The 14510-nt window shown below is 32.4% G+C and carries 15 protein-coding genes and 2 pseudogenes; 9 read left to right on the top strand and 8 right to left on the bottom strand.

The features are described 5' to 3' along the window. The first annotated feature begins 160 nt into the window (after positions 1 to 160). Positions 161 to 907 (top strand): HD domain-containing protein, encoded by a 747-nt coding sequence (locus AC1RYN_RS05230; RefSeq protein ID WP_481806105.1) that lies wholly within the window; start codon positions 161 to 163, stop codon positions 905 to 907. Here the strand turns inward: AC1RYN_RS05230 and AC1RYN_RS05235 are convergent. The 8 genes and pseudogenes from AC1RYN_RS05235 to AC1RYN_RS05270 form a co-directional block, all read right to left on the bottom strand. After that, entirely contained in the window at positions 887 to 1207 is a 321-nt protein-coding gene (locus AC1RYN_RS05235; protein ID WP_481806106.1) for a hypothetical protein, read from the bottom strand. The genes AC1RYN_RS05230 and AC1RYN_RS05235 overlap by 21 nt on opposite strands. Then, positions 1200 to 1415: a hypothetical protein gene (locus AC1RYN_RS05240; protein WP_481806107.1), complete on the bottom strand. Its 216-nt coding sequence runs from the start codon at positions 1413 to 1415 to the stop codon at positions 1200 to 1202. Before AC1RYN_RS05240 ends, AC1RYN_RS05235 begins: the two co-directional genes overlap by 8 nt. A 66-nt stretch (positions 1416 to 1481) precedes the next feature. Then, a complete protein-coding gene (locus AC1RYN_RS05245) occupies positions 1482 to 1886 on the bottom strand; it encodes a hypothetical protein (RefSeq protein WP_481806108.1) in 405 nt (134 codons plus the stop codon). 132 nt (positions 1887 to 2018) lie between these two features. Continuing rightward, entirely contained in the window at positions 2019 to 2801 is a 783-nt protein-coding gene (locus tag AC1RYN_RS05250; protein WP_264286647.1) for an enoyl-CoA hydratase/isomerase family protein, read from the bottom strand. A 12-nt stretch (positions 2802 to 2813) separates the two neighbouring features. Next, positions 2814 to 4229 (bottom strand): annotated as a pseudogene (locus AC1RYN_RS05255) (ATP-binding protein). 145 nt (positions 4230 to 4374) lie between these two features. After that, the gene (locus tag AC1RYN_RS05260) at positions 4375 to 4923 is read right to left on the bottom strand and encodes a CopD family protein (protein WP_481806109.1); all 549 of its coding nucleotides are present in this window, start codon (positions 4921 to 4923) and stop codon (positions 4375 to 4377) included. A 22-nt stretch (positions 4924 to 4945) separates the two neighbouring features. Then, positions 4946 to 5965, bottom strand: a complete 1020-nt coding sequence (hemH, locus tag AC1RYN_RS05265; protein ID WP_481806110.1) for a ferrochelatase — start codon at positions 5963 to 5965, stop codon at positions 4946 to 4948. A 146-nt stretch (positions 5966 to 6111) separates the two neighbouring features. Further along, complete coding sequence (locus AC1RYN_RS05270; protein ID WP_481806111.1) at positions 6112 to 6984, bottom strand: helix-turn-helix domain-containing protein; 873 nt, start codon at positions 6982 to 6984, stop codon at positions 6112 to 6114. A 228-nt stretch (positions 6985 to 7212) separates the two neighbouring features. Here AC1RYN_RS05270 and hemA point away from each other — a divergent pair. From hemA to AC1RYN_RS05310, 8 genes and pseudogenes are all read left to right on the top strand, one after another. Beyond that, positions 7213 to 8470 (top strand): annotated as a pseudogene (gene hemA, locus AC1RYN_RS05275) (glutamyl-tRNA reductase). A 177-nt stretch (positions 8471 to 8647) separates the two neighbouring features. Continuing rightward, entirely contained in the window at positions 8648 to 9574 is a 927-nt protein-coding gene (hemC, locus tag AC1RYN_RS05280; protein ID WP_481806112.1) for a hydroxymethylbilane synthase, read from the top strand. Further along, on the top strand, positions 9574 to 10248 hold the full coding sequence (locus tag AC1RYN_RS05285) for a uroporphyrinogen-III synthase (protein ID WP_481806113.1): 675 nt from the start codon (positions 9574 to 9576) through the stop codon (positions 10246 to 10248). The genes hemC and AC1RYN_RS05285 overlap by 1 nt, the downstream gene beginning before the upstream one ends. Positions 10249 to 10397: 149 nt before the next feature. Further along, complete coding sequence (gene hemE / locus AC1RYN_RS05290) at positions 10398 to 11423, top strand: uroporphyrinogen decarboxylase (RefSeq protein WP_481806114.1); 1026 nt, start codon at positions 10398 to 10400, stop codon at positions 11421 to 11423. 101 nt (positions 11424 to 11524) lie between these two features. Beyond that, positions 11525 to 11905: a hypothetical protein gene (locus AC1RYN_RS05295; RefSeq protein WP_481806115.1), complete on the top strand. Its 381-nt coding sequence runs from the start codon at positions 11525 to 11527 to the stop codon at positions 11903 to 11905. Positions 11906 to 11921: 16 nt separating this feature from the next. Next, the gene (locus AC1RYN_RS05300) at positions 11922 to 12455 is read left to right on the top strand and encodes a GNAT family N-acetyltransferase (RefSeq protein WP_481806116.1); all 534 of its coding nucleotides are present in this window, start codon (positions 11922 to 11924) and stop codon (positions 12453 to 12455) included. Beyond that, positions 12452 to 13357, top strand: coding sequence for an oxygen-dependent coproporphyrinogen oxidase (gene hemF / locus AC1RYN_RS05305; RefSeq protein WP_481806117.1), 906 nt, complete (start codon positions 12452 to 12454; stop codon positions 13355 to 13357). Before AC1RYN_RS05300 ends, hemF begins: the two co-directional genes overlap by 4 nt. A 136-nt stretch (positions 13358 to 13493) precedes the next feature. After that, positions 13494 to 14438: a DUF4421 family protein gene (locus AC1RYN_RS05310; protein ID WP_481806118.1), complete on the top strand. Its 945-nt coding sequence runs from the start codon at positions 13494 to 13496 to the stop codon at positions 14436 to 14438. Positions 14439 to 14510: the final 72 nt, after the last annotated feature.

Consider the following 14510-nt stretch of genomic DNA (forward strand, 5'->3'; position numbering starts at 1 on the left):
ATAGTTATGTTGATTGTTAAGGTTTTCAGGACTTTGACAATCAACATTTTTTGTTTAAAATGAGGATTTAGAGCTAAACTATTCTATTTAAATCCGCTTAATCAATAAAATCTGTTTGCTTTTTTTAGTTTTGCAGAGAAGCATTAATAAATACATGAATATGAATAATTCTGAATTAATAAACAAAACAATCACTTTTGTAAAAGAAAAGCTAAATGATGCCGAAGGAGGGCATGATTGGTTTCATATTGAACGAGTATATAAAAATGCACTTTTAATTGCTAAAAACACTCCTTGTGACAGCACAGTGGTAAAATTAGGAGCTTTGTTGCATGATATCGCCGATAGTAAGTTTCATAATGGAGATGAGACTATCGGACCCAGAACTGCGCGTTTGTTTCTGGAATCAGAACATGCCCCTGAAGAGATCATAGCACATGTCGTAAAGATTATCGAAAACATATCTTACAAAGGAGGTAATTTTGAGAAAAAATTTACTTCTATAGAGTTAGATATTGTGCAAGATGCAGACCGTTTGGATGCTATTGGTGCTATTGGCGTAGCAAGAGCATTTCATTATGGCGGATATAAAGATAGAATCATTTATGATCCTAGTATTGCCCCGATTACCAATATGACTAAAGAAGAATACAAAAAGAATAATGCACCGACAATTAATCATTTCTATGAGAAATTATTGCTGCTTAAAGATAAAATGAATACAGAAACTGGAAAACAAATTGCAACCGAAAGACATCGATTTATGGAAACATTCCTTTCACAATTTTACGCAGAGTGGGAAGGGGTGAAGTCAGTATTCAATTTTCTGTACTTGTATTTCTGTAAAAAAAGAGCCAAAGTTTATCAATTAACTTTGGCTCTTTTTTTATTCTTTAATGCTGTATAGTATTTTTTGAAAATCAGCTTTATATTTGTCTTTGTTCTCTAGAGATGACCACGATAAGACTTTATAATAAGCGGTTTTAGTTTCTACAATTCCAACAAAGTAGTAAATACTATTATTGATTTCTTTATCATAATAACTTGCATCAGACTCGATAAAATTCATGTCGCCTTTTTTTGTTGACTTTGATTTAGATACGGTTCTTTTTTCTTCATCTTTTAAAAAATCTTTGATGAAGTCTTCATAAAAATCAGAAATAGAAGTGTAGTTCATATCAAGTAGTCCCAATTCTTCTTTAATCACAGATAACATTCCGTAAATATTCTTTTACTTCATTTTTATATTGTATTGCTGCAGAACTGTTTAAGTCTGCGGTTTTAGCCATGTAATCAGGTATGCTTATATTAAATGTATGTCCAGCTTTATACTCTTTCATAGTAGTTTGAGCAAAAAATGCTGTACTCATTAAAAGAGAAGCCGTTAAAAATAAAGATGTTACTGCGGTTTTCATTTGGTAAATTTATTTATTGGTTGAGGTTTAAAATGGTGGTTTTAGTAGAAAGTGCCATTGTCTTTTCTACACAATCCCTTTTTCAATCATCTCTAGCATTACAGGAGATGCATTTTTAAAGGTAGGTGCTTGCTCAATAATACTTCCTACATTTTTTTTGTTTACTTTAAAAGTAATATCAGCATCAGTTGTAAATAATAAAGCGGTTAGAAATGGATTTTTGATATAAGGAGTTAACACAATAAAAGCTTCGTCAAGGGTATGAAAACTTTCTATTTCTTCTGTTTTATAACGTGCAGTAAGAGACACGCCGTAAGTAGCATCGTCTTCGTTAATGACAAGGCGAAGATATATGTTCTTTATTTCGGTGTCACCAATAGTTTTAGCCAATGTTAATTTAGCAAAAGTTCCGTTCTGGATACTTTCTTTTACTTTTTGCCAAAACTCGTTTAATATGGATTCGTAAGACATGGTTTTGTTTTAATGTTATAATTGATTTAACTGTAAAGAGTGCTAAGACTCTCACAAGGTTCATAAAGCTTTATTTGAATTTTACTAGCGAACCATGCGTAAAACTTTGCGTTCTTTGCGGTTAATAAAAATCTATTTTCCTGTGAAAACAGCTTTTCTTTTCTCTAAAAATGCAGTAGTTCCTTCTATAAAATCTTTTGTTCCAAAGCATTTTCCGAAAGATTTTATTTCAACTTCATATCCATTTTTACCATCTTTATAGTTGGCGTTTATAGCTTTAATAGCTTTAGAAATAGCAATTGGAGCATTCTTGATTATCTTTTCTGCAATGCCGTTGCAATAAGTAATTAGTTCAGCTTGTGGTACTACATGGTTTACTAATCCGTATTGTTTTGCTTCTTCAGCGTTAAGCATTCCTGCAGTCATAATCATTTCCATTGCACGGCCTTTACCAATAAGTTGTGGCAAACGTTGCGTTCCTCCATATCCAGGAATTAGTCCCAGAGAAACTTCAGGCAATCCCATTTTAGCATTATCAGAAGCGATTCTGAAATGACAAGCCATTGCTAATTCTAATCCGCCACCAAGAGCAAAACCATTAACGGCTGCAATAACTGGTTTCTTTAGGTTTTCGATAAAATCAAATAATTTTTCTTGGCCATCAGCTGCCAAAGCAGTTCCTTCTTCAATGGTATAATTAGCAAATTCTGAGATATCAGCCCCAGCTACAAATGCTTTTTCCCCACTTCCAGTTAAAACAATTACACGAACATCATTGTTCTTTGCTAATAGTTTAAATGCTTTTTGTAAATCATTAATTGTCTTTTTATTCAAAGCATTAAGCTTAGTTGGACGATTAATTGTAATTGTTGCAATTTTCTCTTCGATTGAGATTAGTATATTTTCGTAGTTCATGATACTGTTATTTTATGAGTTTGTAATTGGTAATGTAACCGTAAATGTGGTTCCTTTTCCGTATTCTGTTTCAAAGGTAATTGTTCCTTTATAATTTTCGATAATGTTTTTTATAATTCCAAGACCAAGACCCATTCCGCTGTTCTTAGTGGTGAATTTTGGTTCAAAAACGCGATCAATATCTTGTTTTTGTATTCCTATTCCATTGTCTTTTACAGTAATCTCAACATTATCACCTTTTCTTTTTACTGTAACCAGTATTGATTTGTTATTTTGTATTTCAGGAATAGCCTGAGTAGCATTTTTAACCAAATTAGTGATAATTCGGATCAGCTGAGTTCGATCCATTTTCGAAATAATTTCCTCTTCATCACTTTGAAAAACTAGATATTCTTCATTAAAAATATCGAGCGAAAGTTCAACAACTTCTACAACATTTAATGTTTCATTTTGTTGTGCAGGCATCGAAGGCAAAATTAGAAAATGCTGAAGCTACAGCAGTCATAGTATCTATTTGCTGAATTAATGTTTCGGAATAATCATTTAGTTTTTGTTTAACATCAGGTGCTGTAGGATCAAATTTTCTTTGAAAACTCTGTACAGTCAAACGCATTGGCGTAAGCGGATTTTTAATTTCGTGTGCCACTTGTTTTGCCATTTCGCGCCAAGCTTCTTCACGTTCGCTTTGAGCTAGTTTTATGGCACTTTTTTGAGCTTTTCTACCATTCCGTTGTAAGACTTAATCAAGAAATTAATCTCTTTGCTGCTCGCTTCCAAAACAATCTTTTCATTTTTTTGATTCAGATTGGTTTCACTTAGTTTGTCCGAAATGGTTTTTAGTGATTTGGTGATATAGGTTGATAAGAAATAAGCTAGAGCAAAGGCAACAATAAGCATAAATGAATATACTTGCCCCAAACGAATTAGAAAAGTATTTAATTCATTCTCATAATAACCATCATCTTCTATGTAGGGTAGGTTTAAAATACCAAGTGGTTTGAATTTTTCATCTTTAATCAAACTATAAGAAGAGCGATTTTTCACACCATCTTGAGTTTTTATATCTACAAAACGTTTTTCTATAGAAGAACGTACTAGTTTTAAGATGTATTCTGGGATTGGTGGAGAGACTTTATCAACTGCAAATGATTCTTTGGATGATTTTAAAAGTTCTCCTTTAAGACTATAGATGTTGATTTCGATATTATGAATTTGGGCTAATTCATGAATCTTATCTTTAAAAATTAAATCTAAGTTAGCAGTTTTTAAAGGATAAGTTGTTGTAGATAACACATAGTTGATGTGTTCTTTTACTGCATTTTCTTTGCGTTCTAAACGTTCTTGGTGGTATTCTTTGGCTTCATTCTTAAATTGAATAATAGAAATTGAAGCCAGCAAAACAGAGGCAACAACAATCAATACAATCATTGAAAGGAATATCCTAACACGCAACGAAAGCATTGACATTTTGAAGTTGTTAAACATACGTTTTTGTTTTCTTTGTTTCAAGTTTCAGGTTTCATATTCTGCTGCTATTGGCAACTTGAAGTCTGAAACTTGAAACTAAAAAAACTTATTTTTTCTCTCGTAATCTTTTATAAAATTTAAATCCGAGCATGATTAAAACTGAAAATAAAAAAATTCCGATTACACCATAAATCCAGTTGATTGCATTTTTTAAAACAACCAAAAACACTACAGCAAACAATATTATTGTTGCTCCTTCATTCCACAAACGCATGAAATTTGTGGTGTATTTTACATTGTCATTTTGCAATTGCTTGAATATCTGATGGCATTTTCCGTGATATAAATATAATAAAAATACAAAACCAAGCTTTACGTGCATCCAAGGCATTTGTAGCCAGACTTTTCCTATATTGGTAAAAAGCAACATCCAAAAAGCAAAAATACTTGCTAATACTGCTGATGGCCAGGTGATAATGTACCATAATCTATAGGTCATTAACTTGTATTGTTTTTGTAAAATTTCTTTTTCAGGAGATGGTTTGTCATTGGCTTCTATTTGATAGACAAATAAACGAACAATATAAAACAGCCCAGCAAACCAAGTAATTACAAAGATGAGGTGAAGCGATTTCAGGTAGTTGTAATATTCCATAAAACGTATCTAAAAGAGTTTACTAGTTTTTCTTTTGCCAGTCTTTAATCCAATTTCCAACCGTTTCGCACCATTCATCATCGTCATTCAGACATGGAATTGCTAAAAACTCTTCTCCACCATTTGCTTCAAAATCCTCTTTGGCACGCATAGCGATTTCTTCTAATGTTTCTAAACAATCAGAAACAAAAGCTGGAGTTACAACTGCCAAATTCTTAATTCCTTTACCTGGCATTTTATTAATTTCAACATCAGTATAAGGTTCAAGCCACTTGTCACCAGCCAATCGTGACTGAAAAGTTAAACTATATTTGTCAGCAGGAAGACCTAATAACTTTACTACTTGTCTTGTTGTTTCATAACATTGGTGACGGTAACAAAAATCATGCGCTGGCGATGGTGTGTTACAACAAGAACCATCAATTTTACAATGTGATTTTGTTATATCCGTTTTACGAATGTGACGTTCGGGAATTCCGTGGTATGAAAACAATAAGTGGTCGTATTCAAAACCAACCAAATTTCTTTGGATAGAATCAGCAAGGTTTTTAATATAATCTGGTTTGTTATAAAATGCAGGGACATCTGTAAAAGTCATTTGTGGAAACTTCTTTTTACGAATCTCTTCAGCTTTAACCAAAATTGTTAAAGTCGATGCCATTGCATATTGAGGATATAAAGGAAAAAGTAATACTTCGGTAACCCCTTTTTCATGTAATTCTTGTAACCCTTTTTCAATTGTCATGCTACCATAACGCATTGCTAACGAAACAGGGACATCTACTAAAGGTTGAATTTTCTTTTGCATTCTTTCTGAAAGAACAACAAGCGGTGAACCTTCATCCCACCAGATTTTTTCGTAGGCATGTGCCGATTCTTCTGGTCTTTTTCTTAAGATGATTCCACGAACTAATAATGCTCTCAATAAATACGGAACGTCAATCACGTATTTATCCATTAAAAATTCATCTAAATATGGTTTTACGTCTTTTGGAGTTGGACTTTCGGGGGAACCCAGATTTACTAATAATACACCTTTCATTATGATTTTATTGCTTTAGGCTTTAAGCTTTAGGCTTTAAGCATTTGTTTGTTTAAATTTTGGCAAAAGTATAGATTCTTACTTTTTGTTAAATTGCGATTAACTATTTTTTAATTATTGTTTGATATAGAAAATTGATATTGATTTTAAACATTGGTATTAATCGACATCAAATATTTTTTTGGAGTTGTTGCAAATTTCTTTTTAAAAGCTGCAATAAAATGACTTCCAGTACTATATCCTATTTTTAGGCCTACTTCGTTTACGTTATAAGAACCACTGTCAAGTAATTTTCGGGCGTAGTCCATTTTATAATCGAATAAAAAACCATAAACAGTATCGCCATAAATTTGTTTAAAGCCCATTTTGAGCTTTTTCAAATTCAGACCAATTTCATCAGCTAATTCTTGTAATCCTGGCGGTTCGGCCATGTTAGCAATAATAATTTCTTTGGCCTTTCGTATTTTTAGAACATTGTCTTCATCTATTAAAAATGGGCATTGTTCAGCATTTGGATCTTCGGTTCTATTAAAGTATAAACTCAATAATTCATATCCTTTGCCTTTGTAATACAGGTTTTTTATAGATGGGTGTAAATTATAATGAAATAGTTGACTCAGAACAATTGCCATTGATGGACTAATGTTTCCTTCATTATAATATTTTTTATCCTTGTTGTCAGCACTCAAAAAAGTAATATAATCGGCTTCGGTAGAGAATAATGCATGAAATTTCTTAATAGAAATGATCATAGATATAACCCAAGAATTAGGAGCAAGCTCTAAATGAAGGGGTAATTCTTTTTGAGGATTGTATAAAAGCAATGATTTTTCTTCTTGTAGTTCCAATGCATAATTGCCCTGATTGAACAGGAATTTAGCTTTTCCTTTTATACCAAAGTGAAACTGTATCAGACCACTACCAATCTCTCGCTGGGCATTAAATACCTCCGAACTGTCATTCTGGAAACGAATAAGCGTAAAGTCGTCTTCAATTTTTATAATTTCTTGAGAACTCATAGCGATATTTTTTTTTGTTAAAAATGAAAGTTAATCCAGAATCTTATTTAGAATAACTCTAAATAAAACAATTCGAAAGACTTGATTTTGCTACAAAAATAACGTTTTTTGCATAATTACAACCAATTAGAATTAAAAAAACACATAGCGACACAAAAAGTACTTTGAGCGTTACTTTTATAAATACTATAATGATAATTTTGTTGCACTTTTATGATAAGGGTATTTATGGAAAATAATAACGTATCGAAACATCACTATTTTTATTCAGTTGGACTGAGCTATAAAAAAGCTGATGCAGCGATTAGAGGTAAATTTAGTTTAGACGCTGATGCGAAAGTGCGCCTACTGGAACAAGCCAAGAATGAGGGAATTGAAAGTTTAATAGTTACGTCTACTTGTAATCGTACCGAAATATACGGGTTTGCCGAGCATCCTTTTCAACTTATAAAATTGATTTGCGAAAACAGTAATGGTTCTATCGAAGAATTTCAAAAAGTAGGTTTCGTATATAAAAATCATGAAGCAATTAATCATCTATTTAAAGTAGGAACTGGTTTAGACAGTCAGATCTTGGGAGATTTTGAGATTATTGCACAAATAAAATCAAGCTTTACACAATCAAAATCTTTAGGTTTGGCCAATACTTTTATCGAAAGATTAGTAAACGCGGTGATTCAGGCTAGTAAGAAAATTAAAAATGAAACCGAAATAAGTTCAGGTGCTACTTCAGTATCTTTTGCTTCGGTTCAATATATCTATAAAAAACGTAGAAGATATTGGTAACAAAAATATCTTGTTGTTTGGTACAGGGAAAATCGGTAGAAATACCTGTGAGAATTTAGTAAAGCATACTAAAAACGAGCATATCACTTTGATAAACCGTACTAAAGATAAAGCCGAAAAACTAGCAGGAAAATTAAATCTTGTTGTAAAAGATTATTCAGAGCTACATCTTGAATTACAAAAAGCCGATGTTGTTGTTGTGGCAACGGGAGCACAAAACCCTACAGTCGATAAAGCAATCCTAAATCTTAAAAAGCCTTTATTGATTTTGGATTTATCGATTCCTAAGAACGTAAATGAAAATGTAGAGGAATTGGAAGGAGTTACATTAATTCACATGGATTATTTGTCGCAACTTACAGATGAAACATTAGAAAATCGTAAAAAACATATTCCTGCTGCCGAAGCTATCATTGAAGAAATTAAGGAAGAATTTGTAACCTGGACCAAAGGGAGAAAATTTGCACCAACGATTAATGCTTTGAAAGAAAAACTGAATGCGATAAAAAATTCAGAATTAGATTTCCAAAGCAAAAAAATAGCTGGATTTAATGAGGAACAAGCCGAAATTATCAGCAATAGAATCATTCAGAAGATCACCACTCATTTTGCCAATCACCTAAAAGATGATGATACTATGGTAGATGAAAGTATCGAATGGATTGAAAAAGTATTTAAAATAGGAGTGAGCGCAAAATAAAATTTCGCATTACGCAAAATAAAATTTTACCATTAAGAGATGAATAAAATTAAGTTTTGTGTTATGACTTAATACTTTTAAATATAATAATTAGCAACTTAAAAACTAAAGACAATGCTTAATGAACCTTAATTTCTTAATGGTAAAAAAAGCAACCCTTAGTTTTAAAAAATAATAATGGCAGACAAAATCATAAGAATAGGAACTCGCGATAGCGAATTGGCTCTTTGGCAAGCGCATACGGTCGAGAAAAAACTAAACGATTTAGGATATAAAACCCAAATTATTGCGGTTAAATCGCAAGGTGATATATTACTTGACAAACCACTTTACGAACTCGGAATAACCGGGATTTTTACCAAAACTCTTGATATTGCCATGATTAATGGCGAAATAGATATTGCAGTGCATTCTATGAAAGATGTTCCTACGGCTTTGCCAAAAGGAATTGTTCAGGCTGCAGTTCTGGAAAGAGCTAATTCATTGGACATTTTGGTTCATAAAGGCAATCTGGATTTCTTAAATGAGTCAGCTACTATTGCAACTGGAAGTTTACGACGTCAGGCGCAATGGTTAAATAAATACCCAAATCATAAAGTAGTGGATTTACGTGGAAATGTAAATACACGCATGCAAAAATTAAACGATAGCGATTGGAGCGGAGCCGTTTTTGCAGCAGCAGGATTAGAAAGAATCAATTTAAAACCAGGGAATTATATTAATCTGGATTGGATGATTCCAGCACCAGCACAAGGAGCAATGGTTGTCGTGGCAATGGAGAAAGATAATTTTTCGTTAGATGCTCTAACCCAACTTAATGATATCGAAACAGAAATTGTTACCTATATCGAACGCCAGTTTTTAAGAACTTTAGAAGGAGGCTGTACTGCACCAATCGGAGCTTTAGTTCAATATAATGAAGAAGAAGATACGCTTCATTTTCAAGGCGCTTTGTTTTCATTGGATGGGAAAGTTAAAATGGAAATAGATAAGACTGTTCCAATTGAAGAATGGAAAAAATTAGGATTTAATATGGCAAAGGAGATTCTTGAAAATGGCGGGGCCGAATTGATGAAAACGATTAAAGAATCTCTGAAAAAATAATGGCAAAATCAATCCAAATATTATCTACAAAAGTACTTTCGAACATTCAAAAACAAGAATTGAAAAAAGCAAATATTGATTTAGTTGAAGCAAATTTCATTGAAACTCAAAATAAACCTTTTAAGATTCAAGACATCAATGAAAATTTGATTTTCACGAGCCAAAATGCAGTTCATAGTGTTTTATCTGATCCAAAATCAGAAGAATTGAAAAGTAAAAATGTCTTTTGTGTTGGTTTAAAAACAAAGATTTTATTATCTGAAAATGGATTTAATGTAGTCGCTTATACTGGTTACGCTGCTGATTTAGCCGAAATAATAACTCTGATATATGCTAATGAAAGTTATACTTTTTTCAGTGGAAATCTCCGCAGAGAAACTTTGCCTAAAGCGTTAAAAGATGCAGGGGTAAAACTGAATGAGATTAAGGTGTATGAAACGACCTTAACACCTCAAAAAATTAATTCACCTGTAGATGGAATCTTGTTTTATAGCCCTTCTGGAATTGAAAGTTATTTGAAAGACAATACTATTAAAAATGAAAAATGCTTTTGTATTGGAGAAACCACAGCAGAAGCTTTAGAAAAAATCACTAAAAACATCATCATCGCTGATCAACCAACTGTTGAAGATGTACTTGAAGATGTAATAACTGAGTATAGCAGTAAGCTGTAAGTAATTTTTATAGCAATATGCTTTAGGCATTAAGCTAGAGGTAAAAAATATAGACAAACAAAATGCTTAAAGCCATAAACTTAAAGCAAATTTATAGACAAATAAAACGCTTAAAGCCTAAAGCTTAAAGCCTAAAGCAAATAATAAACATGTTAAAAAACGACCTATTTTTAAAAGCATTAAAAGGAGAAACAGTTCAACGTCCACCAGTTTGGATGATGCGTCAGGCAGGAAGATATTTGCCAGAATTTATCGCCTTGCGTGATAAATATGATTTTTTCACTCGTTGTCAAACTCCAGAATTAGCAGCAGAAATAACTGTACAGCCAATTCGTCGTATTGCTCCAGATGCTGCAATTTTATTCTCGGATATCTTAGTAGTTCCACAAGCAATGGGAATTGAAGTATTAATGAAAGAGAATTTTGGTCCGTTTTTGCCAAATCCTATTCGTACAATGCAGGATGTTCAGAGAGTTTATATTCCAGACATTCAAGAAAGTCTTGGTTACGTTATGGATGCGATTAAATTAACAAAGGAAATGCTGAACGATGAGGTGCCTTTAATTGGTTTTGCAGGTTCACCTTGGACAATTTTCTGCTATGCTGTAGAAGGTAAAGGTTCTAAAAGTTTTGATACTGCAAAAGGATTTTGTTTTTCAAATCCAGCAGCAGCACATACATTGTTACAAAAAATTACAGATACAACGATTTTATACTTAAAAGAAAAGGTAAAAGCAGGAGTTGATGCAGTTCAGATTTTTGATTCATGGGGAGGGATGCTCTCACCTGTTGACTATCAAGAGTTCTCATGGAAATACATGAACCAAATTGTTGAAGCTTTGGCAGATCATGCTCCAGTAATTGTTTTCGGAAAAGGATGTTGGTTTGCTTTGGGCGAAATGGGTCAAAGCCGTGCTTCAGCATTAGGAGTTGACTGGACATGTTCGGCAAGAAATGCTCGTTATTTATCTGGAGGAAATATTACTTTACAAGGTAATTTTGATCCATCAAGATTACTTTCTCCAATTCCAACCATTAAAAAAATGGTACACCAAATGATTGATGAGTTCGGAAAAGACAAATATATCGTAAATTTAGGTCACGGAATTTTACCACATATTCCTGTGGATCATGCAAAAGCATTTATTGATGCTGTAAAAGAATACGGGAACTAAAGTTTAGTTTCTATATATTTAGTCGCGGTTTACAGTTTTCATAATTGACAACAGTAAACCGCGATTTATTAACTGGTAATGCCATCGAAAACTAAAAAATTATGCTAAACAAAGGATTACGAGACGAAGAAAGTACCCGAATAGACAATGTGCTTAAAGTATTAATGTCTATTGGATTCTTGCCTAAGTTTTGGAATGTAGAAGACACGAGTCTTATAGATAATGACCTTAAAAACTTTGGTTTAAGTGTGGAGAGCCTCGTTAATCTTAGCGAAAAAGATTTAATTACACTTCTGGTTCGATGCCATTTAGATTGGAATCAATTAGAATTATTTGGAGATTTTCTAGTTAAATTCTCAATTGTTGAAAATTATAATTTTTCAGGAAAAGCAATTGCTATTTATGAATATGTTCAACAAGAAAGTAAGATTTTTTCATTTGGAATCATTAGCAAAATAGCTTCAGCAAAAGCAAATTTATAATTCATAATAAGCGAGCATGTATAAAACAAAAGACTTCCAAATAACGATCTTAACTTTAAAGGATGCAGTAAGTCTTTATGGATTAATGTTTTCAAATGCAGAACGTTTTAAAAGATATTTTCCTAAAACACTTTCTAAAAACTTAACTCTTGAGGCTTCAGAAAAATATATTTTAGAAAAAAATTATGAGATTCAATCCAACTCTGAGTTTACTTTTGCAATTAAAGAAAACAAGACAGATAAGATTGCAGGGTTAATTTTTATCAAAAAATTGAATTGGGAGACCAAACAAGGTGAATTTGCTTATTGTATTGGATTAGAATATCAAAGAAAGGGCTGGATGTCTGAGGCCGTAAGCCATATTTCAAATTATGTGTTCAATGAATTACAATTGAAAATATTACAAATCATTTCTCATAAAACGAATTTTGGAAGTATTAAAGTCGCAAAAATAGGTCAATTCTTATGGATAAAAACATTAATAAATGAATTTACTCCAACAGATGAACTTCCTTTAGATATGGAACTATACGAACTAACAACAAGATGAAAGAACAATTTTATAAATACATACAAGGTCTTCAAGACACAATAGTTACAGGATTAGAAGCAATTGATGGTCAAGCCAAATTCCGCGAAGACATCTGGGAACGTCCAGAAGGTGGCGGAGGAAGAACTCGTGTAATCGAAAACGGAGCTGTCTTTGAAAACGGCGGTGTTAATATATCGGCAGTTCATGGTAAATTACCAGAAGCCATGCAAAAAATGTTCAATGTAGGTGAAGCTGATTTTTTTGCTTGTGGATTGAGTTTAGTGTTACATCCAAAAAGTCCAATGGTTCCTACGGTACACGCAAATTGGCGTTATTTTGAAATGTATGATGAGAAAGGAAAAGTAATTCAGCAATGGTTTGGCGGAGGACAGGATTTAACGCCTTATTATTTGTTTGAAGAAGATGCGAAGCACTTTCACCAGATTTGTAAAACAGCTTGTGATAAGTATGATCCAGAGTTTTACCCAAAATATAAAAAACAATGTGACGCTTATTTCTGGAATGCACATCGCAACGAAGCTCGAGGAATTGGAGGGTTGTTCTTTGATTATTGCAAGGCCACAAGCGAAATGAATATGCAGGATTGGTACAATTTTGTTACCGAAGTAGGAAATAGTTTTCTAGAAGCCTATGTTCCAATTGTCGAAAGAAGAAAAGCTCTATCATACACTGAAGAACAAAGAAGATGGCAAGAAATTCGTCGTGGTCGTTATGTAGAATTTAATCTAGTTCATGATAAAGGAACTTTATTTGGTTTAAAAACCAATGGTAGAATCGAGAGCATCCTAATGAGTTTGCCACCTCATGTACAATGGGTTTATGACCATCATCCCGAAGCAGGAAGTGATGAGGAAAAATTAATAAATGTGTTAGAAAATCCGGTTGATTGGATTCAATAATAATTTTTAAAATCTAGATTAAACAGGACATATCGCTCCATTGGAGCTTTGCTTAGAAAACATATTAATTAGTTATAATATAATGCTTCGCTTGAGCTTTCTACGATATTAAATTGACTTATTATAGATATAGAAAATGGATCTAAAACTGATTTACATTATATTTTTTGCAGGAGTTTTTGGGTGTTATGCCCAAAAAGATTCTCTTCAGAATTCCTATTTTAAATCATATAATGATAAAGTTACTGCAAGTATTTATTATCTGGATACATCTAACAATTTTCAGTTTGTTTACCCTATTTCTGAGGGAGGGACGAAAGTGCTTAATTTGATACCTAATCGGAAAGAACAATTAGGATCTTCACTTTCGTTTAAGTTTGTTGATTTGTCATTTGGTTTCTCCCCAAAATTTTTAAATGCCAATAAAGATAATTCAGGATCTAAGCTTTTAAATTTTAATGCAAGATTGTATCATAAGCAATGGATGCAGAGTTTTACTTATTTTTATCAAAAAGGGTTTTATGTTAGTCAGGATGGTATAGATACGGCTTTCCCAGGATTTAAATCGATTAAAATAGGAGGAGCTACATCTTATATTTTTAATAAAAAGTTTTCTTATAAAGCTATTGCGAGCCAAAATGAGTGGCAAACAAAGAGTGTAGGAAGTTTTATTCCCAATTTTTCTGCGTATTACACCAATCTAAAATATGATGGAGATGGAGATAAAATAAATGGGAAAACATATTTGTTCTCATTGGCGCCATCTTATTTTTACAATCTGGTTTTAGGAAAACATGTTTTAGTTTCTGCAGGATTATCTTTGGGCGCAGGTATTTATTTTACGGAGGGTCATGCTAAAGCGGTTTCTGAATTGGATATGAGTTTGAAAACGGGTTACAATTCCGATTCGTTTTTTGTATTCATGAATATTAATTATCTCAATTTTGTTCAAGGTGAAACAAGTGATATAGGTTTAAATGATAACATATCGACTGTAAAAATTACAGCGGGTTATCGATTTAATGCTCCAAAAAAAGTGACTGAGATTTATGATAAGATAAATCAAAAGACAGGATTATAAATCAAAAAAAAGGGAGAAGTACTGTACTTCTCCCTTTTTTTATTAATGAAATTTGTATTATTTGGCACTAAG

It is taken from the genome of Flavobacterium sp. TC780 (assembly GCF_056783245.1).